Raw genomic sequence first — 18,964 nt, forward strand, 5'->3', positions numbered from 1 at the left:
GTACCGCCTCCGCAGGCTGCTCACGTGGGGGCCATCGACCGACCACGGTTCGGAGACCGCAATGACCTGTCCGCACGTCCGGTCCATAACGCGACGCAAGGCACGCTACGCCGTCGCAGTCCTCCTCGCGGCGGCCGCGAGCCTCACAGCCTGCGGTGAGAGGGCGACGAACGCCCTGCGCGTCGACCACGCGGTGCCCGCCGACACGCCCGCGCCGAAGGTGCCGTGCGGCAACCCGCCGGTGCGGCTGGACCCGCAGGACCAGGACTTCCTCGACCAGCTGGCGGCGGCGGACGGCCCGCCGCTGTACACGCTCTCCTACACGGCCGCCCGGGACGTGCTGAACAAGCTGCAGGCGGGCCCGGTGGACATGCTCCCTGCGCAGATCAGCGAGCGGACCGTGCCCGGCGGACCGACCGGCCCGGTGTCCGTGCACGTCGTACGGCCCGAGGGCGCCAAGGGGGACCTGCCCGGGATCGTCTACATCCACGGTGGCGGGTGGGTGCTGGGCAACTTCAAGACCCACGAGCGCCTGGTGCGCGAGCTCGCCAACGGCGCGCAGGCGGCGGTGGTCTTCGTCGACTACACCCCCTCGCCCGAGGCCCAGTTCCCCGTGCCGATCGAGCAGGCGTACACCGTGGCCAAATGGGTCGCCGACCACGGCGGCCAGATCGGTGTGGACCCCTCGCGGCTGGCCGTCGCCGGCGACTCCGTGGGCGGTGACATGACCGCCGCCGTGGCGATGATGGCCAAGCAGCGCGGCGGACCCGACTTCCGCCGCCAGGTGATGCTGTACCCGGTCACGGACGCGAACTTCGACACCGCCTCGTACAACCGCTTCGCGGAGAACTGCTGGCTCACCAAGCCCGCGATGAAGTGGTTCTGGGACGCGTACGCCCCCCGCCTCAAGGACCGGCAGAACCCACTGGCCGCCCCGCTGCGCGCCACGGTCGACGAGCTGCGCGGCCTGCCGCCGGCGCTGATGATCACGGATTCCGACGTGCTCCACGACGAGGGCACCGCGTACGCGGAGAAGCTGCGGAAGGCCGGTGTGCCCGTGCAGCTCACGCACTACCCCGAGATCACGCACGACTTCATGATGCTCAACGCCCTGCGCGGCACCGAGTCCAACAAGAAGGCGGTGGCCGAGGCCACCACGGCGCTGCGCGAGGCGCTGCACGGGGAGGACTCCGGCCCCGCCAAGTGACCCTCCCGGCACGCGGGACGGGGAGGGGGAGGGGCGGCCGGCACCCGGCCGCCCCTTCACGGCCTTTCGGCCGAGAAGTTTCCCTTGGTAACAAATTTCTGTTATCATCGATTCATGGATGAAAGGGCGACCACCCGAGAGCGGATCATGTCCGCCGCCGCTGCCCTGCTCGCCGAGGGCGGCCGCGACGCGGTCTCGACCCGGTCGGTCAGCAAGGCGGCGGCCGTTCAGCCGCCGACCATCTACCGGCAGTTCGGCGACATGCAGGGCCTGCTCGACGCCGTCGCGGCGGAGGGCTTCGCCGACTACCTGCACCGCAAGACCGACCGGGTGCGGGCCACCGACCCGGTCGAGGACCTGCGCTGGGGCTGGGACCTGCACATCGATTTCGGTGTGGCCAACCCGGAGATATACCAGCTGATGTTCGGTCAGCCCAGGCCCGGGGCCGAGCCGGCGGCCGTGACGGAGTCCTTCAACGTCCTCCGCGGCCTGGTGACCCGGGTCGCCGAGGCGGGCCGGCTGAGCGTCGACGTGGAACGCGCCATGCTGATGATCCACTCGGCCGGCTGCGGGGTCGTCCTGACGCTGATCGCCACGGTGCCCGAGGCTCGCGACCCGGAGCTGTCGCCCCGGACGCGGGAGGCCATACTCGCCGCCATCACCACCGCGGAGCCCGAGGAGGCCGCCGAGGAGGAGCGCCGGTCGATCACCCGTACCGTCGCCTTCAAGGCCGTGCTCCCCGAGATCGGGGAGATCCTCACGCCCGGTGAACGCATCCTGCTGAACGAGCTGCTGGACCGCATCACGCACTCCGCCTGAGCCGCCTTGCGCGGCGGCTCAGGCCGCCGCGGCCGGTCCCGCTGCAGGGGAACGCCCGGTGGGGAACCGTCAGATGACGGTTCCCCACCGGGCGTTCGCGCGAGCCGGCACCTGCCGGTCAGCCGGTGATCCTCATCAGGGCGACCCTGTCGTCCTCGACGGTGAAGGCGAAGTCCGACGGGCCATTGAATCCGTCGCCGCCGACCTGGGCGGAGACGATCACCTGGTCCCCCCGCCGGGTCACCGCGGTGACCTTCAGGGAGACCTTGACGCCGATGAACTCGCGGTCGCTCCATCCCTCGACCGCTTCACGGCCCTCGAAGCGGCGGCCCCAGTCGTCCACCGCGCCGTGCTCGGTGAACTGGTCGAGGAAGGCCTCGGTGTCATGGGCGTTCGCCGCGGCGACGGCACGCCGAACGGGCTCGGGAAGCTCGGGAAACTCGGAGGTGGTCATGACGGTTCTCCTTCTCGGTACCTCCCGGCGCACCGGCCCCCGAAGGGTCCGGTGCGCCGGGAGGCCGGGGCGGGTGGCTGCGGGATCGGTCGACTGTGGGGCCGGTCGACTGCGGGGCCGTCAGGCTTCGGCGCGGGGGCTGAGCAGATCGTCCAGGCCGATCCGGTGGTAGAAGTCCTGGCGGATGCGGTCGGCGACCACGGAGACGGCCTCCGAGCCGTCGTCGGCGGGGTCGATGTGGGTACGGAACGGCCGCTTGCCGGCGGGGAGCCCGACGACGCGGACGATCTCGCGCGCCACCTCCGCCACGTCGGCGTCGGCCGGGGTGATGGCGGCCAGGGCGCGGCCGACCTGCTCGGTCAGGCCCTCGTAGCGTGTCTCGTAGGCCGCGACGGTGCCGGTGTCGGCGGGGTGGCCCGCGTTGGCGAAGTGGTTCGTGCCGGAGGTGAAGGCGCCGGGGACGACGATGGAGGTGTCGATGCCGAAGCGGGCGACCTCGGCGGCGTAGCTGACGGCGACGGCGTCCATGGCGGCCTTCGCTGCGAAGTACGGGGCCAGGTAGGGCGGAGTGCCGCCGCGGGTGCTGCTGGATCCGACCCAGAGCAGCAGACCGTGTCCCTGCGCCCGCAGGTGGGGTAGTGCGGCGCGGTTCACCCGCTGGGTGCCCAGCACATTGGTGTCGTAGACCGCGGCCATCTCCTCCGGGGTGAAGGCCTCGGTGGGGCCGAGCACCATGTGGCCCGCGTTGTGGACCAGGACGTCCAGCCGGCCGGCCTCGCTCAGGACGGTGGCGACGGCGCGGTCCGCGCTGTCCTGGGACAGCACGTCGAGTTCGACGATCCGCAGGTCGATGCCCTCGCGGGCGGCCCGTTCACGTACCTCCGCCGCACGCTCGGCGTTGCGGCCGGATATGTCGCGCATGCTCGCGTAGACCGTGTGGCCCGCGGAGGCCAGTGCGTGGGCGGCCAGCGCGCCGAATCCGGAGCTCGCACCGGTGACCAGGACGACGGAGGACACGGGGGACATGACGGATCTCCTTGGGCTGATGGGGACCGGTCCCGGCGGCTGTGGCGTCCGGGTCCCGGGTCGGGGTGGGGTGGCGCGAGGTGGGGATCTGCCGGGGGCAGGATGCGGTCGAGGTGCGGGGTCCCGGGCGGGTCGAGGACCCGGCGTCCGGCGGACGGACCCGCGGTGCGGTGCCCGGAGGGGCCGCGCGCAGGGGCGCTGCCGGCGGGTCAGGCCGCTCCGCCGTTGGCGAAGATCGTCTGACCGTTGATCCAGCGACCGGGGCCGGCCAGGAAGGAGACGATCTCGGCGATGTCCTGCGGGGAGCCGAGGCGCTCGAGGGGGTTCAGCTTCGCGAACCGCTCTATCGTCGCCTCGTCCTTGCCGTTGAGGAACAGGTCGGTGGCGACCGGGCCGGGCGCGACGGCGTTCACGGTGATGTCGCGGCCGCGCAGCTCCCGGGCCAGGATCAGGCTGATGGCCTCGACCGCCCCCTTCGACGCGGCGTACGCCGCGTAGGTCGGCGTGGCGATCCGGGTCTGGGACGAGGACACGTTGATCACGGCGCCGCCCTCGCGGAGCCTGCGGGCGGCCTGCTGGTTGACCACGAAGGTGCCGCGGATGTTGGTGCGGTGCATGCGGTCGAGGGCGTCGAGGTCGAAGTCCGCCACCGTGTTAAGGATCATGAGGCCGGCCGAGTTGACCACGACGTCCACACCGCCGAACTCCCGCTCCGCGGCGTCGAAGAGCTCCTGGACCGCCTTCTCGTCGGCGACGTCGGCCCGTACCGCGAGACCGGAACCGCCGATGGCCGCGATCTGGGTGACGGTCGCGTCGGCGTCGGCCTGGTTGCCGGCGTAGGCGACGACGACCGCCTGGCCGTCGGCGGCCAGGCGCAGCGCGACCTCTCGGCCGATGCCGCGGGAGCCGCCCGTGACGATCGCGACGCGGCGGGTGGTGGTGGTCTCGGTCATGGCGGTCTCCTGATCACGAGAGGGGGGCGACTCCTTCCGTCGCCCCGCTTCCGCTGATAACAGTGCCACGTTATCGACGGAAACGCAAGCGGCGATAACGCCGACTTGTTATCGCCGTTCACATGGGAGTCCTCGGCCGTGCACCGCCCCACACGCACGGGGGCCGCCGCCCCTGTGCGGGGGCGGCGGCCCGGAGAACCGACGGCCGTCACGCGTGGGCGTTCAGGCCGACCGGAGGTCAGCGGTAGCGACCACCGAAGAAGAAGGGGTCGAAGAGGTAGGGCCCGAAGAGGTACGAGCCGAAGAAGCCGCGGTCGAAGCGGTAGGAGTCACGGTGGTGGCCGCGGCCGCCGTGACCACGGTCGTAGCCGCCGCGACCGTGGTCGCCCGTGACGTGGGTTCCCTTGGTGCTGGCGAGGTCCGGGGTGGCGGCGCCGGCAGCAGTGGCACCACCCAGCAGAACGACAGAGGCCACGCCGACAGCGGCCACAAAACGGGAAACGCGCATACTGACTCTCCTGTCTCGGCGGGCACCGGGGCGGTGTCCGCAGGGTTCCGACATGGAAGAGCCTGCGTCGAGGACATCCGCGCCGCACGACGGAATTCCGTCACGCTCCGTCACGCGACGCGGCGTCAGGTACGGCGAACGGTGGACACGGGACAGCGCGCACAACGCCGAATGCCTGATGATCACGGGTCCGACGGGACCTCAACCGTTCCACCACGCACCGTAATCACGAACCGTCACGTCCGGACCTCCCGACGGGTGAATCCTCGTCACCGACAACGTACGCCAACACGGCCACCCGCCCTCCGGGGCGACCGCGCCGACAGCGGGGACGGAGCGGTAGGGAACCGCTCCGTCCCTGGTCACAGGCTCGCGCGCCGCTGCCGCCGCGGGACTGCCCGAAGTCGCGGCGACGCGCAAGCCCGGCCCCTCGCCGGAAGACGAAGGGCCCCGGCCCGCCCGGGCGGCGGGCACGGGACCCAGACGGAGCGTCAGATCGGGACCGACGCGACGTCAGCAGTCCTTCTCGCGCAGCGAGTGCAGGTACGCGCTCGACCTGCGGGCGAAGCTGAAGGAATCGGCCGGCGTGTCGTGCTCCGTCTGCCAGTGGTGGTCGAGACGGCCGCCGTGCGTGCGCGTCACCGCCGAGATGAACCGCTGGTAGTCGATGTCGCCGTCGCCGACGTCGACCATGCGGTAGCCGTCGCCGACGGTGTCGTCGCGCTCACCGTCCTTGACGTGGAAGAGCGGGTAGCGGTCGGGCTGCTTGAGGACGTAGCGCAGCGGGTCGAAGGGGGCGGGGGTGCCGTCGGCCCGCTTGGAGAAGCGGAACTGGCCGGCGTAGGCCCAGTAGATGTCCATCTCCAGGTAGACCAGGTCGGGGTCGGTCTCGGCGAGCAGGACGTCGTACAGCCGCACGTTCGGGCGGTCGGTCGCGAAGGAGAACTCGTCCGCGTGGTTGTGCTGGTAGAACTTCATGCCGCGGGCCTTGGCGGCGGCGCCGTACGCGTTGAACTCCTCGGCGCAGCGCTTCCAGCCGTCGACGGTGCTGCCGTACCGCCAGGGGCCGGAGGCGGTGCCGATGTGCTTCAACCCGAGGGCCTCGGCGTCGTCGAGGACCTTGGTCAGGTTCTGGGCGAAGGTGTAGGCGCCCGGGTCGCCGTCGTTGTAGTAGCCGACATGGCTGCCGATGGCGCGCAGTCCGTGGTCACGGGCGAGCCGGCGCAGCTGGGCGAGCGTGATGGCGCCCGCGGAGCCCTGGGTGTAGCCGGCGTACTCGATCTCGTCGTACCCGTACTTCTGGAGTTCGGCGAAAACGGGGGCGAAGCCGAGGGTGGAGACCTTGTCGCGCAGCGAGTACAGCTGGATGCCGAGGCGGCCCGGAGGCAGGACGGGGCGGCCGTGGCCCTTGCCGTGTGCCTTGTCGTGTGCCTTGTCGTGGGCGCCGGCCGTGGGGGCGGTCACGCCGAGCAGCGCGGCGGCGGTGGCCCCCGCGGCGACGCCGAGCATGCCGCGTCTGCTGAGCTTGCGGCTGAGCTCCGGGTCGGGGGTGCTGTTACGACGCGTGCTGGTCATTGTGGATAACTCCTTGGCGTCGGTGATGTGTGGTTCAGTGGAGTCCTGCCAGGCGCAGGAGCAGGGACTTCACTTCGGTGGCCGCGACGCGGCCGTCGACGGCACGGGGGATGGAGCAGAGGATGAGCGGACCTTCTTCGTCGCTCGTCGGGAGGCGGCCGTGGCTGCCGCGAATAGGCGAGGGGTCGAGCGGCACGACCGCCATGCGGTAGCGCATGCCGAGCTTCTTGCGGGCCAGTGCGGTGGCAGCCTTGACGCGGACGTAGGGGTCCGCGGGGTCCATGAACAGCTCGACGGGGTCGTAGCCGGGTTTGCGGTGGATCTCGACGAGCCGGGCGAAGTCGGGTGCCCTGTCGTCGTCGAGCCAGTAGTAGTACGTGAACCAGGCGTCCGGGTCCGCCACGGCGACGAGCTCGCCGGAGCGCGGATGGTCCAGACCGTGGCGCTTCTTGCCCTCGTCGTCGAGGAGTTCGGCGACGCCCGGCAGGGCGGCGAGGACCTTGCGGGTGGCTTCGAGGTCCTCGGGACGGCGCACGTACACGTGGGCGATCTGATGGTCGGCGACCGCGAACGCGCGGGAGGCCATCGCGTCGAGGTACTCCATCCCGTCCTGGGTGTGGACCTCCAGCAGCCCGGCGCGCCGCAGCTCGCGGTTGATGTCGACGGGCCGGCTGACCGGCGTGATGGCGTACTCGGAGAGCGCCACCACCGTGCGGCCCTCCTGGCGTGCGTCGTCGAGGAGCGGGGCCAGGGCCTCGTCCAGCTCGGTGGCCGCACGGCGGGAGCGGGGGTCGTCCGGGCCGAACCGCTGCAGGTCGTAGTCGAGGTGCGGGAGGTAGCAGAGGGCGAGGTCGGGTGTGCGGGTGCGCAGGATGTGCCGGGTGGCGTCGATGATCCAGCGGCTGGAAACGATGTCGGCGCCGGGGCCCCAGAAGTGGAAGAGGGGGAAGGTTCCGAAGGCGTCGGTGAGCTCGTCGTGGAGCTCGGGGGGCCGGGTGTAGCAGTCGGGCTCCTTGCGGCCGTCCGCGTAGTAGACGGGGCGTGGGGTGACCGTGACATCGGTGTCGGCGCCCATGGCGTACCACCAGCAGATGTTGGCCACGGTGTAGCCCGGGTGGGCACGGCGGGCGGCGTCCCACAGCTTGTCGCCCGCGACGAGACCGTTGTGCTGGCGCCACAGCAGGACGTCGCCGAGTTCGCGGAAGTACCAGCCGTTGCCGACGATGCCGTGCCCGGCGGGCGGCGCACCGGTGAGGAAGGTGGACTGGGCGGCGCAGGTCACGGCGGGCAGGACGGTGCCGAGCGGGGCCTGTGAGCCGCTGTCGGCGAGCCGCTTCAGATGCGGCATGTGATCCAGGAGCCGGGGGGTGAGGCCGACGACGTCGAGGACGAGGAGGGGGGCCGGCCCGGCGGTGTCGGTCATGGGAGTTCCTTCAGGCCGAGGTCGTGGAGGAGGTCGCGGGCCAGACCGAGTTCCGCGGCGATGCCGTCGGCGAGCTGGGCGCGGGTGCGTGGGCGCAGCTCGGCGGGGAGGGCCTGCCAGGTGTAGGTCTCGACCTCGAGGTGGTGGGTCAGCGGGGACGGGCCGCCGACGAGGCGGGCGAGGGCGTCCTTCAGGACGGGGACGGTGGAGGTGAGCGGAGGCGCCGGCGGTGCGTGCAGCGGCACGTGGAAGTGGGCGCGCCAGGGTGCGCCGGTGGGGAGCGGCCCCTCGGTGAGCGCCTGGTGGAGGTCGTCGGTGCCGTGCAGGCCGCCGGCGGTGCGGGCGCGCGTCTGGTGGAGGAAACGGGGTTCGGAGAAGGCGGCGAGCGCGTCGCGTACGTCCTGCAGGTGCGGGTGTTCGGCGTGCAGGGCGGCGGAGAGTTGGACCTTGGGGATGGTGATGCCCGCCGCGGTCAGCGCGTCCAGCGCGGCGGCGGGCTCTTCGAAGGAGGTGGCGAGATGGCAGGTGTCGACGCACACGCCGATGCGGGGGTGGGCGATCGCCGTGAGGGGCTCTATCGCGTCCGCGGTGGTCTCGACGATGCAACCCGGTTCGGGTTCCAGGGCGATCCTGATGGACTTGCCGGTGAGTTCGGCCAGCGCGTCGAGCCGTCCGGCGAGGGTGGTGAGGGCGGTCCTGGCGCTCCGTGCGGCGCGGTCGTCCCAGAGGGTGCGCCAGGCGAGCGGGAGGGTGGAGATCGATCCTTCGGTGACGTCGGCGGGGAGCAGGGCGGCGAGGAGGTCGGCGAGGCCGCTGGTGTAGGCGAGCCGCTCGGGCTCGGTCCAGTCCGGCCGGTAGACCCGGTACTTGACCTCGGCGGCGCCGAAGCCCTGGTAGGGGAAGCCGTTGAGGGTGACGACCTCGAGGCCGCGGCGGTCGAGTGCGGTGCGCAGCCCGCGCAGGGCCGCCGGATCGGTGTGGAGGGCGCGCGCGGCGTCCTTGGCGAGCCACAGACCGATGCCGAGGCGGTCCCGGCCCAGCCGTTTGCGGACGGGTTCGCAGTGGTCGCGGAGCTGCGAGAGGACTCCGTCGAGCGTCTCCGCGGGATGGACGTTGGTGCAGTAGGCCAGGTGGACGACGGAGCCGTCGGGGTGCCGGAAGCGCATGGGTACCGCCTCCTCATTCCCCGCCGCGGAGGATGGAGTTGCCCTCGTGCAGGTCCGCGGGGGCGGGGACGTCGAGCTGCAGCTTGCCGCTGCGGCCGTAGAAGGCGACGGGGTTGCGCCACAGGACCTGGTCGACGTCGTCGTCGGTGAAGCCGGCGGCGAGCATCGCGTCCGCGGTCCTGCGGGTCTTGAGGGGGTCGCTCTTCCCCCAGTCGGCCGCGGAGTTGACCAGTGTCTTCTCGGTGCCGTAGGCCTTCAGCACGGCGACCATGCGGTCCTCGTCCATCTTGGTGTCGGGGTAGATGGAGAAGCCCAGCCAGCAGCCGCTGTCGGCGGCCTCCTTCACCGTGGTCTCGTTCAGGTGGTCGAGCAGGACGTGCTCGGGGTCGAGCGCGGACTCGCGGACGACGTCGATGGTGCGGCGCATCCCGGTGAGCTTGTCGCGGTGCGGGGTGTGGACGAGGGCGGGCAGTCCGTGGTCGGCGGCGAGCTGGAGCTGGGTGGCGAGGGCGGTGTCCTCGGCGGGGGTCATCGAGTCGTACCCGATCTCGCCGACGGCGACGACGTTGTCCTTGACGAGGAAGCGGGGCAGCGCGTCGAGGACGGGGAGGCAGCGCGGGTCGTTCGCCTCCTTGGGGTTCAGGGCGACGGTGCAGTGGTGGGCGATGCCGTACTGCGCGGCGCGGAAGGGTTCCCACCCCAGGAGGGAGTCGAAGTAGTCGAAGAAGGACTCGGGGCAGGTGCGGGGCTGACCGAGCCAGAAGGAGGGTTCGACCAGGGCGCGGACACCGGCGGCGTACATGGCCTCGTAGTCGTCCGTGGTGCGGGAGGTCATGTGGATGTGGGGGTCGAAGATGCGCATCAGGACTCCTCCGTCCGGGACGTCAGGGCGAGGACACGGTGGAGGTCCGCGGGGACGGGCCGGCCCGCGGCGGTGCGTTCGGCCGCGTAGTCGCCGAGCATGCGGGCCAGTTCCGCGTCGCCGCGTGCCCGGTGCTCGAGCCGGGCGGCCGCGTCCACCGGCACCCCGGTGAACAGGCACTTGAGGAGGGCGTGGCGCCAGGTGTGCGGGTCGAGGTGCTCCGCGGCGTAGGGGCCGACGGCGGCGGCGACGAGCCGCGTGTCGTTGGTGCGCAGGGCGTCCTCGACGAGGGGCACCCCGTCGGCGGGGGCCGGCGCGAGGTGCGGCAGCACGAGGAGGACGGCGCGGCGCTCCGCGGCGGTGCCCTGCCGGTACAGGCGGGTCAGGGTGGCGGCGTCGGCGCGGGCCTCCCGTAGGAGCAGCACGCGGGCGGCGTCGGCGTGCTCCTGGCCGCAGTGGCGGCCCGCGGAGGCGAAGCGCTGTTCCCAGGCGGGCACGGAGGAGGGTGTGGTGGGGGTGTCGTCGTCCGCGGCGCCGTCGCGGGCGGCTCCGGCTTCGGCGAGGGCCGTGTCGAGCCAGGCACCGGCGGCGTCGCCGAGCCGGCCGTGGAGGCCCTCGCGGGTGGGTGTCGTCATGCCGTGGCTCCGTTCGTGGGGGTGTGGGAGCGCAGGAAGTCGAGGGAGGTGCGGGCGAGTTCGGGTCCGGCGTGGGAGTGGCGGGGAAGTTCGACGACGGTCAGGCCCTCGTAGCCGGTGTCCGCCAGGGCCTGGAGGACGGGCGGGAAGTCGATCTCCCCGTCGCCGAAGGGGAGGTGTTCGTGGACGCCGCGGCGCATGTCCTCGATCTGGACGTGGCGGAGCCAGGGGGCGGCCTGCTTGACGCAGTCGGCGGGGGGCGCCGGTTCCAGGCACTGGCAGTGGCCGATGTCGAGGGTGAGCCCGAGGGGTTCGGGGTCGCCGAGCAGGCCGCGCAGGTGGTGGAAGTCGTCGAGGCACGCGAGGAGGTGACCGGGCTCGGGCTCGACCGCGAGCGGGATCCCGGCGGTGGACGCCGCGTCCAGGACGGGTGCGAGGGCGCCTTCGAGCCGCTGCCAGGCGGCGGCGGACGACGTGCCGGCGGGCGTGATCCCGCTGAAGCAGTGCACGGCATGGGCCCCGAGGTCGGCGGCGACCTGGAGGGCGCGGATGAGCAGCCGGGTACGGGCGGCGCGGGCGTCGGGGTCCGGGTCGAGGAGGGAGGGACCGTGCTTGCGCCGCGGGTCGAGGACGTAGCGGGCGCCGGTCTCGACGGTGACCTCGAGGCCGAGGGCGGTCAGCCGTCCCGCGAGGCGGCGGGTGCGGGCGGCGAGGTCGGGTGCCAGCGGGTCGAGGTGCATGTGGTCGAGGGTGAGTCCGACGCCGTCGTAGCCCAGGTCGGCGAGGAGTGCGAGGGCGTCGTCGAGGCGGAGGTCGGTGAGGCCGTTGGTTCCGTAGCCGAGGCGCAGGCTCATGTGGGGCTCACCTTCCTGGCGACCCGGCGGGCGACGGGGCCGAGTGCGAGGACGGCCGCCGCGGACGCTCCCGAACCGGAGCGGGCCGCCAGGGCGGCCTGCAACGGGATCATGGCGCGGATCCCGCCGCCGACCGCGCGCTGGGTGAGCTGTGGTGACGGGTTGAGAGCCGCGTGCAGGAAGGGGGTGAGCGCGGTGCCGGCGTAGGCGGCGGAGGCCAGTGCCGTCATGACGGGGGGCAGGGACGGTGGTTGCTCCGTCCTCGGGGCCGGTCGCCCGCGTCGGCCACCGCCCGCCCCGTGCCGGGCGGTGGCCGACGGCGGGCGTGCCGAGGCGCGCAGCCGGTGCAGCGTCCGGGCGGCGTCGGCCGTGACGGCGGCGATCGCCGTGGTCGTGACCAGCGCGGCGAGCGGTGCCCCGCTGGAGCCGCCCCGCGTCTCGTTGCGGGAGACGGTGGTGACCGCGTAGGTGTGCGCGCCGAGCAGGGCGGCGTGGGGCAGCGCGGCGGCGAGCGCCCGGGGACGGGTGGCCGTCGCGCCGAGCACGAGGTCGAGGGCGCGTGCCGTGGCCATGGCGGCCGGTCCCGCCGCCGTGTGCTTCAGGCGCAGGTCGTAGGCCCAGACCGTCGCCGCGAGGGTGGTGGCGAGGGCGAGTGGGGCGCGTCCCGCGCGGGCCGCGAGCGCCAGGCCGGCCGCGGTGAGCGCCCCGGCGGCCGTCAGGGCGGCGGCCGGGCTGATCCGGCCCGAGGGGAGGGGGCGGTGGGGGCGGTCGACGGCGTCCTCGTCGCGGTCGGCCCAGTCGTTGAGCGCCATGCCCGCGTGGTAGAGGCACAGCGAGCTGCCGATGGCGAGGAACGTGCCGCGACGGGGACCGCGTCCGGTCGCGGCGGCGCCCGCGAGGGCGTCGCCCGGGACGGTGAACAGGGCGGAGACGCGCAGGAGTTCGGCCCAGTCCCACAGCCGTGCGGCCGGTGCGGGCCGTCCGGCCTCGGCGCCGTCGGCCTTCCCGGGCCCGGCGGGCCGGACGTCGCCGCACCCGCCCGGGGCGGCCCCCTCCTCCGCCCCGGGCCGGTGGGTGCCGCGCGCCGCCCCGGCCCGCGGGACGGTGTCGTGCACCGTGCCGCGCGGTGGGCGGCGCGCGGCGAACGCCGTCACGACGCCGAGGGCCGCCACGAAGGCCAGGGTCCGCAGCCGCCCCGCTCCCGGTGCCCTCACCGGGACTCCCCCAGCCTCACGGCGAGGGCCAGCAGCTCCCCGTACTGCTCGGAGAGCGCCGCGGGGGCGCCCGGGTCGGGGTCCTTGAAGTAGAAGCCCAGCTCGGGGAGGGGTCCGCTCAGACCGGCCTCCTGGGCGCGGGCCGCGAAGCGGGCGAGGTCGAGGACGAGCGGGGCGGCCAGCGCGGAGTCGCATCCCTGCCAGGTGGTCTGGAGGACCATGCGGGTGCCGAGGAAGCCGTCGAAGGCGATGTGGTCCCAGGCCGTCTTCCAGTCGCCGAGGGCGGGGACGTCGTCGATGTGCACCTCGCCCTCGGGGGCGGCACCGAGGGCGTCGGCGAGGACGCGCTCCTTGCCGGCGTTCTTCGCCGCGGCCGCCGCGGGGTCGGCGAGGACCGCCCCGTCGCCGCCGCCGAGCAGGTTGGTGCCGGACCAGGCCCGCACCGACAGGGCGCGTTGCACGAACATCGGGGCGAGGACGGAGCGGAGCAGGGTCTGCCCCGTCTTGCCGTCCCGTCCCGCGTGAGGCAGGCCGCGGGCGGAGGCCGCCTCGGCGAGGTCCCGGGTCCGTATCCCGGTGGAGGGGGTGAAGTTCACGTAGGCGCATCCGGCCTCGATCGCCGCCGCCGCGTAGAGGGAGCTCGCCGGAAGGCGGTCGCTCCCGGGCTCGGGAACGGGCTCGGTGGAGGCGACGTTGACGACGACGGTCCGCGCCAGGTCGTGGCGGTGGGTGAAGGCGGTGATGTCCGCCGCGAACGCCGCGATCAGCTCCTCGTCACCGCGGGTGTCGCCGGGGAGCGGGCCGCCGGTGCGGATCTCGGCGTCGGCGGCGGCGAGTTCGGCGCGGAGCGCGGCCGGCAGGCCGTACGGCAGCACGCCGCCCTCCGCGAGCTGTTCGGCCCGCTTGCCCAGCGGGCAGGCGGCCGTGTCGTGGCCGCCGAAGACCAGGGAAGGAAGCGGTGGGAGGCCGGCCGCGGCGAAGGGAGCGGTCTCGCTCACCATGCCCGTCGCGGGGTGGAGCCCGGCGGTGATCGCCGCGCATCCCGCGACGGCGGTGGTGGCGACGGAGCCGCGGGCTCCGATGAGCCACACTCCGGTGCGCGCGGGTGACTGGTGGTCCGATGCCGGTGCCGGTGCCGGGGGGTTCGTCACGGCTGCCTCCCTGGTGCGAGTGGTGGGGGCGGCGGGCGGGGGCACGGCGTCTCCCCGCCCGCCGCCGGCTCGTGGGTGCCGGCAGGGACTGCCCTACGAGGAGGGAAGTTCCTTGATCTGTACGTTCCGGAAGGACACCTGGTCGTCGGCCCCGTGGTTCTGCAGGCCGATGTAGCCGTCCTTCAGGCTGCGGGCGGGGTCGGTGTTGGTGAAGTCGTTGATCTTGACTCCGTTGAGGAAGACCTGGAGCCGTTCACCCTGGACCTTGATCTCGTAGCTGTTCCACTGGCCCGGGGGACGCAGCACCTGGTCGCGGGCCTTGAGGTTGGCCGACTTGAAGCTGTAGACGGAGCCGGTGGTGCGGTCGGGGGCGTCGGATGCGTCGATCTGGATCTCGTAGCCCTTGTCGACCGCGGACCAGGGGTCGTCGGAGGCCGGGAAGCCCACGAAGACACCGGAGTTGTCGTCGCCGTCCATCTTCCAGTCGAGCTTCAGGGAGTACGCGCCGTACTGCTTGGCCTGGTACCACAGCAGGCCCATGCCGCCCTCGGTGCGCAGTTCACCGTCGACGACGTTGAACTTGCCGGGGCCCGCCTGCTTCCAGCCCTCCGAGGTGTGCCCGTTGAACAGGTCGCGGTAGCCCGTCTGCGGCTTGCAGTCGGCCTTGACCTGTCCGACGGCGTAGCGCAGTCCGCCCAGGAGGTGCTGGCGGAAGGCCGGCTCGGCGTAGGACTCCTTGGTGTGCCCGAGACCGGTGTAGAAAGAGCGGCCGGACTGGTAGGTCTGGCACCACGCGATCGGGTGGTCGCCCTTCATCGTGCCGCCCTGGTAGGTGGTCTCGTCCAGGGTGGCGAGGACGCGGGCCTGGCCGCGCGGGTTGGTGCGGTAGTTGTACCACTCGTCGGTGCGCTCCCAGCCGGCCTCGTCGAGGTGCGCGGTGGCGGGGTGCGTGTGGTCCTCGGCACGGACGGTGGCCTTCTGGATCTGCGGGTGCCCCTGGAAGTAGGCGCCGACGAGGCCGCCGTAGAAGGGCCAGTCGTACTCGGTGTCGGCGGCGGCGTGGACGCCCATGTAGGCGCCCCCGCCCTTGACGTAGTTCTCGAACGCCTGCTGCTGATCGGCGTTGAGGACGTCACCGGTGGTCGACAGGAACACCACCGCGTCGTAGCGCGCCAGGTTGTTGCTGGTGAACTGACGCGGCTCCTCGGTGGCGTCGACGGTGATGTTGGCGGTGGCACCGAGCTCCTTCAGCGCGGCGACGCCGGTGGGGATGGAGTCGTGGCGGAACCCTGCGGTCCTGGAGAAAACCAGGACGCGCTTGGCGGCGCGGTCGGCCGGCACGTTGGAGAGCTCGAAGTCGTCGAGGTCGTAGAGCGCCCCGGAGCCGCCCTTGAAGACCAGGAACAGCTCGGTGGTCTTCTTCGGCACGGCGCGCAGCGGTACGTCGATCTCCTGGAAGGTCTCCCAGCTGCCGGTCACCGGGACGGGGGCGGAGCCCAGGATCGGGCCGGTCGCCGAGCCGGTGCGCACCTCGAGGAAGCCGCCGGAGCCGCCGGAGGAGACGCGGGCGGTCAGCCGGACGGAGCCGGTGAGGTTGTAGGGCTTGAAGGAGATCCAGTCGCTGTCGTCGATGTTGCCGACGGTGCGGCCGCCGTGGGCCTCGGCCTTGTCGAACAGGTCGACCCCGGACGAGCCCGTGAAGTGCTCGGCCTGCCGGTGGCGCGGCTGCAGCTGCGCCTGGTCGTGGCCGGCGAGCGGCTCCTGGCCGCCGCCCCCGCCGTCGGTGTATTCGGCGTCGATGACGCCGAAGATGTTGGCGTTGGGGTCGTGGCCGCCGTCGGCGGAGGTCTTGATCGTGCCGGAGCAGCCGTTGACCGAGGTCACGGGGTGGCCGTGGCTGTCGTGGCCGAGGATGTAGGTGACCTTGACCTTGGAGCAGTCGACGGTCCCGTCCTCGGGGTCGGTGACGGTCACCTTGAACGGGATGTCGTCGCCGAAGCTGAACAGGGCTCCCTCGGCGGGCAGGTCCAGGGTCACCTTGGGCGCGGTGTTGCCGACGACGACCTGGACGCTCGCGGACGCGGTGCGGCCGGTCGGGTCCTTCACGTTGAGGGTCGCGGTGTAGGTGCCGTTCGTGCGGTAGGTGTGCGCGGGGTCGGCCGCGGTGGAGGTGCCGCCGTCCCCGAAGTCCCAGCTGTAGGCGAGCGTGTCGCCGTCGGGGTCGGTGGTGCCGGCCGAGGAGAAGGTGACCTTAAGCGGTGCGGTGCCCGAGGTCTTGTTCGCGGACGCCTCGGCGCTCGGGGAGCGGCCGTCGGTGGCGTTCTCGATCCGGTAGAGGGCTGAGTGCTCGTCACCGCCGAACCAGGCCGTGCCGTAGTCGAGGACGTACAGCGCGCCGTCCGGGCCGAAGGCCATGTCCATGATCTGCGTGCCGGTCCAGGGCACGTCGTTGATGGACTGGACCGTGCCGTCCTCGCCCTGGTCGATGCGCTTGATCCAGCGGCGCCCGAACTCGCCGGCGAAGAAGTCGCCGTCGTAGGCCTCGGGGAACTTCACTGGCGAGTCCAGTTCGGGGTCGTACCGGTAGACCGGGCCGCCCATCGGGGACTCGGAGCCGGAGCCGAACTCGGGCACGGAACCGCCGTCGTAGGGGATCCACGCGGCCTGCGCGGGCGGCAGGTCGGTCAGGCCCGTGTTGTACGGCGACTCGTTCTTCGGCGCGGCGCAGTCGAAGGTCGCGCCGGACTGCCCGGTCGCGAAGTCGTAGTCGACATAAGGGTCGTTGTCGCCAGTGCAGAAGGGCCAGCCGAAGTTGCCGGCCTTCGTCACACGGGCGAACTCGACCTGGCCGCCGGGGCCGCGCTTGGGGTCGGCCGCGCCGGCGTCGGGTCCGTAGTCGCCGACGTAGGCGATGCCGGTCTTCTTGTCGACGCTGAAGCGGAACGGGTTGCGGAAGCCCATGGCGTAGATCTCGGGCCGGGTCCTGTCCGTGCCCGGGGCGAAGAGGTTGCCCTCGGGGATCGTGTACGAACCGTCGCCGGCGACCTTGATCCGCAGCAGCTTGCCGCGCAGGTCGTTGGTGTTGCCGGAGGTGCGGCGGGCGTCGTAGGCGGGGTTGCGGCCCGGGCGGTCGTCGATGGGCGCGTAGCCGTCGGAGGCGAAGGGGTTGGAGTCGTCGCCGGTCGACAGGTACAGGTTGCCCTGGGCGTCGAAGTCGATGTCACCGCCGACGTGGCAGCAGATGCCGCGGGTCGTGGCGACGTCGAGGACCTTCTTCTCGCTGGCGTTGTCGAGGGTCCAGTCGGCGTTCAGCGTGAAGCGCGAGAGCCGGTTGACGCCGTCGAACTTGGCGAAGTCCTCGGCCGTCCCCTGGTCGGGGGCGTCGCCTGCGGGGGTGTCGAGCGGGGGAGCGTAGTAGAGGAAGATCGCCCGGTTCTCGCTGAAGTCCGGGTCGATGCCGACGCCCTGGAGGCCCTCCTCGTCGTGCGTGTAGACGGGGACCGTGCCGATCACGGTGGTGGTGCCGGCGGCGTCGGTCCTGCGCAGCTCGCCGTCGCGCGAGGTGTGCAGCACGCTGCGGTCGGGCAGGACCGCGAGGGACATGGGCTCGCCCGTCTCGGGCTCCCCCTTAGCGAGGGTGACCTGCTGGAACTCCTCCGCCGCCGCGGCCGCGGGCTCCGTATCGAGGGGCCGGGCCGAGGCACCTAAGGGGGCGGAGATGACGAGGGACGTGGCGGCGAGGAGGCCGCCGGTGAGGAGCGCGAGTCCCTGCCGGAATCGGGTTCTGGATGCTCCGGGCCGTTTTCTGTGCACGTGTGTCCTCCGGGAAGGTCGTACGGGCGGATGCAGCTGCCGTGCGGAAGATCCGGGGACCGGCGTGCGCCGTCACGCTGGTCGGGTGCCGCTCAGGACCGGCCTCGTGTTTCCGGCCTGTGTCCTGTACACCTCAGGGACGGTAGCCGGGTTCGTCCGGGACCGAAAGGCCTTGCGCGGTGAATAAGTTGAACTTTCTCCAGCGTCAGGACAAAGCTGGGCCCGGGCAGCCCGACGGGCCCGGCGGCGGTGGCCGCCGGGCTGCGGGATGTGCGCTGTGACCTGCGGTGACGCCTAGTCGTTGCCTCCGAACGCGGCGTCGAAGGACGCCGCAGGCGGGTCGAAGTCGTACCGCTTCAGGAGGGAAAGCGCTTCCGGGGCGCCCGCGAGGCGGTCCATCCCGGCGTCCTCCCACTCGACGGAGATCGGGCCGTCGTATCCGATCGACCGGAGCATCCGGAACACGTCCTCCCACGGCACGTCGCCGTGCCCGGCCGAGACGAAGTCCCAGCCGCGCCGCGGGTCGCCCCACGGCAGGTGGGAGCCCATGCGCCCGTTGCGGCCGTCGAGGCGCTTGCGGGCCTCCTTGCAGTCGACGTGGTAGATGCGGTCCTTGAAGTCCCACAGGAACCCGACGGGGTCGAGGTCCTGCCACACGAAGTGGCTCGGGTCGAAGTTCAGCCCGAAGGCCGGCCGGTGGCCGACGGCCTCCAGCGCGCGGTGCGTGGTCCAGTAGTCGTAGGCGATCTCGGCCGGGTGGACCTCGTGGGCGAAGCGGACCCCCTCGGCGTCGTAGACGTCCAGGATCGGGTTCCACCGCTCGGCGAAGTCCTCGAAGCCGCGCTCGATCATCCGCTCCGGGACCGGCGGGAACATGGCGACCAGGTGCCAGATCGACGAGCCGGTGAAGCCGATGACGGTGCGCACCCCGAAGGCGGCCGCGGCGCGCGCGGTGTCGGCCAGCTCGCGCGCGGCCCGCTGCCGCACGCCCTCCGGCTCACCGTCGCCCCAGATCCGGGCGGGCAGGATCCCTTTGTGGCGCTCGTCGATCGGGTTGTCGCAGACGGCCTGTCCGACCAGGTGGTTGGAGACCGCCCAGCACTTCAGGCCGTACTTGTCGAGCAGCGCCCGCCGCCCGTCCAGGTAGGCGGGGTCGGCCAGGGCCTTGTCGACCTCGAAGTGGTCGCCCCAGCAGGCGAGTTCGAGCCCGTCGTAACCGAAGTCGCGGGCGAGCCGGCAGACCTCCTCCAGGGGCAGGTCGGCCCACTGGCCGGTGAAGAGGGTGAAGGGTCGTGGCACGGCGA

The 18,964-nt window shown here is 72.4% G+C and carries 16 protein-coding genes; 2 read left to right on the forward strand and 14 right to left on the reverse strand.

What is annotated here, in order from left to right; genetic code table 11:
• The first annotated feature begins 61 nt into the window (after positions 1 to 61).
• Positions 62 to 1,207 carry an alpha/beta hydrolase gene (locus OG937_05745; GenBank protein ID WUD71226.1) on the forward strand — a complete coding sequence of 382 codons (1,146 nt, stop codon included), beginning with the start codon at positions 62 to 64 and terminating at the stop codon, positions 1,205 to 1,207.
• Positions 1,208 to 1,321: 114 nt separating this feature from the next.
• Positions 1,322 to 2,026, forward strand: coding sequence for a TetR/AcrR family transcriptional regulator (locus tag OG937_05750; GenBank protein WUD71227.1), 705 nt, complete (start codon positions 1,322 to 1,324; stop codon positions 2,024 to 2,026).
• A 118-nt stretch (positions 2,027 to 2,144) separates the two neighbouring features.
• Here the strand turns inward: OG937_05750 and OG937_05755 are convergent, their stop codons facing one another.
• The 14 genes from OG937_05755 to OG937_05820 form a co-directional block, all read right to left on the reverse strand.
• Complete coding sequence (locus OG937_05755) at positions 2,145 to 2,480, reverse strand: nuclear transport factor 2 family protein (GenBank protein ID WUD71228.1); 336 nt, start codon at positions 2,478 to 2,480, stop codon at positions 2,145 to 2,147.
• Between the two features lie 120 nt (positions 2,481 to 2,600).
• Positions 2,601 to 3,506 (reverse strand): SDR family NAD(P)-dependent oxidoreductase, encoded by a 906-nt coding sequence (locus tag OG937_05760; protein WUD71229.1) that lies wholly within the window; start codon positions 3,504 to 3,506, stop codon positions 2,601 to 2,603.
• A gap of 209 nt (positions 3,507 to 3,715) precedes the next feature.
• Positions 3,716 to 4,459 carry an SDR family oxidoreductase gene (locus OG937_05765; protein ID WUD71230.1) on the reverse strand — a complete coding sequence of 248 codons (744 nt, stop codon included), beginning with the start codon at positions 4,457 to 4,459 and terminating at the stop codon, positions 3,716 to 3,718.
• A gap of 238 nt (positions 4,460 to 4,697) precedes the next feature.
• Positions 4,698 to 4,934, reverse strand: coding sequence for a hypothetical protein (locus tag OG937_05770; protein WUD71231.1), 237 nt, complete (start codon positions 4,932 to 4,934; stop codon positions 4,698 to 4,700).
• Positions 4,935 to 5,480: 546 nt separating this feature from the next.
• Positions 5,481 to 6,542: a sugar phosphate isomerase/epimerase gene (locus OG937_05775; protein ID WUD71232.1), complete on the reverse strand. Its 1,062-nt coding sequence runs from the start codon at positions 6,540 to 6,542 to the stop codon at positions 5,481 to 5,483.
• Positions 6,543 to 6,576: 34 nt separating this feature from the next.
• The gene (locus OG937_05780) at positions 6,577 to 7,965 is read right to left on the reverse strand and encodes an alkaline phosphatase family protein (protein WUD71233.1); all 1,389 of its coding nucleotides are present in this window, start codon (positions 7,963 to 7,965) and stop codon (positions 6,577 to 6,579) included.
• Positions 7,962 to 9,131 carry a metabolite traffic protein EboE gene (gene eboE, locus OG937_05785; protein WUD71234.1) on the reverse strand — a complete coding sequence of 390 codons (1,170 nt, stop codon included), beginning with the start codon at positions 9,129 to 9,131 and terminating at the stop codon, positions 7,962 to 7,964. Before eboE ends, OG937_05780 begins: the two co-directional genes overlap by 4 nt.
• Positions 9,132 to 9,144: 13 nt before the next feature.
• Positions 9,145 to 9,993 carry a TatD family hydrolase gene (locus OG937_05790; protein WUD71235.1) on the reverse strand — a complete coding sequence of 283 codons (849 nt, stop codon included), beginning with the start codon at positions 9,991 to 9,993 and terminating at the stop codon, positions 9,145 to 9,147.
• Complete coding sequence (locus OG937_05795; protein WUD71236.1) at positions 9,993 to 10,628, reverse strand: EboA domain-containing protein; 636 nt, start codon at positions 10,626 to 10,628, stop codon at positions 9,993 to 9,995. The genes OG937_05790 and OG937_05795 overlap by 1 nt, the downstream gene beginning before the upstream one ends.
• A complete protein-coding gene (locus OG937_05800; GenBank protein WUD71237.1) occupies positions 10,625 to 11,482 on the reverse strand; it encodes a sugar phosphate isomerase/epimerase in 858 nt (285 codons plus the stop codon). The genes OG937_05795 and OG937_05800 overlap by 4 nt, the downstream gene beginning before the upstream one ends.
• Positions 11,479 to 12,696 (reverse strand): UbiA family prenyltransferase, encoded by a 1,218-nt coding sequence (locus OG937_05805; protein ID WUD71238.1) that lies wholly within the window; start codon positions 12,694 to 12,696, stop codon positions 11,479 to 11,481. Before OG937_05805 ends, OG937_05800 begins: the two co-directional genes overlap by 4 nt.
• Positions 12,693 to 13,847 carry an inositol-3-phosphate synthase gene (locus tag OG937_05810; protein WUD71239.1) on the reverse strand — a complete coding sequence of 385 codons (1,155 nt, stop codon included), beginning with the start codon at positions 13,845 to 13,847 and terminating at the stop codon, positions 12,693 to 12,695. The genes OG937_05805 and OG937_05810 overlap by 4 nt, the downstream gene beginning before the upstream one ends.
• Positions 13,848 to 13,940: 93 nt before the next feature.
• A complete protein-coding gene (locus tag OG937_05815) occupies positions 13,941 to 17,660 on the reverse strand; it encodes a ThuA domain-containing protein (GenBank protein ID WUD71240.1) in 3,720 nt (1,239 codons plus the stop codon).
• A 294-nt stretch (positions 17,661 to 17,954) separates the two neighbouring features.
• Positions 17,955 to 18,959: a sugar phosphate isomerase/epimerase gene (locus tag OG937_05820; GenBank protein WUD71241.1), complete on the reverse strand. Its 1,005-nt coding sequence runs from the start codon at positions 18,957 to 18,959 to the stop codon at positions 17,955 to 17,957.
• Positions 18,960 to 18,964 lie beyond the last annotated feature (5 nt).

The organism is Streptomyces sp. NBC_00510 (assembly GCA_036013505.1).
In the GTDB taxonomy this organism is placed as follows: Bacteria; Actinomycetota; Actinomycetes; order Streptomycetales; family Streptomycetaceae; genus Actinacidiphila.

What these genes read in the sequence shown, in the direction of transcription:
- OG937_05745 (WUD71226.1), top strand. Translation starts at nt 62, where the DNA reads ATGACCTGTCCGCACGTCCGGTCCATAACGCGACGCAAGGCACGCTAC.
- OG937_05750 (WUD71227.1), top strand. Translation starts at nt 1,322, where the DNA reads ATGGATGAAAGGGCGACCACCCGAGAGCGGATCATGTCCGCCGCCGCT.
- OG937_05755 (WUD71228.1), bottom strand. Translation starts at nt 2,480, where the DNA reads ATGACCACCTCCGAGTTTCCCGAGCTTCCCGAGCCCGTTCGGCGTGCC.
- OG937_05760 (WUD71229.1), bottom strand. Translation starts at nt 3,506, where the DNA reads ATGTCCCCCGTGTCCTCCGTCGTCCTGGTCACCGGTGCGAGCTCCGGA.
- OG937_05765 (WUD71230.1), bottom strand. Translation starts at nt 4,459, where the DNA reads ATGACCGAGACCACCACCACCCGCCGCGTCGCGATCGTCACGGGCGGC.
- OG937_05775 (WUD71232.1), bottom strand. Translation starts at nt 6,542, where the DNA reads ATGACCAGCACGCGTCGTAACAGCACCCCCGACCCGGAGCTCAGCCGC.
- OG937_05780 (WUD71233.1), bottom strand. Translation starts at nt 7,965, where the DNA reads ATGACCGACACCGCCGGGCCGGCCCCCCTCCTCGTCCTCGACGTCGTC.
- eboE (WUD71234.1), bottom strand. Translation starts at nt 9,131, where the DNA reads ATGCGCTTCCGGCACCCCGACGGCTCCGTCGTCCACCTGGCCTACTGC.
- OG937_05790 (WUD71235.1), bottom strand. Translation starts at nt 9,993, where the DNA reads ATGCGCATCTTCGACCCCCACATCCACATGACCTCCCGCACCACGGAC.
- OG937_05795 (WUD71236.1), bottom strand. Translation starts at nt 10,628, where the DNA reads ATGACGACACCCACCCGCGAGGGCCTCCACGGCCGGCTCGGCGACGCC.
- OG937_05800 (WUD71237.1), bottom strand. Translation starts at nt 11,482, where the DNA reads ATGAGCCTGCGCCTCGGCTACGGAACCAACGGCCTCACCGACCTCCGC.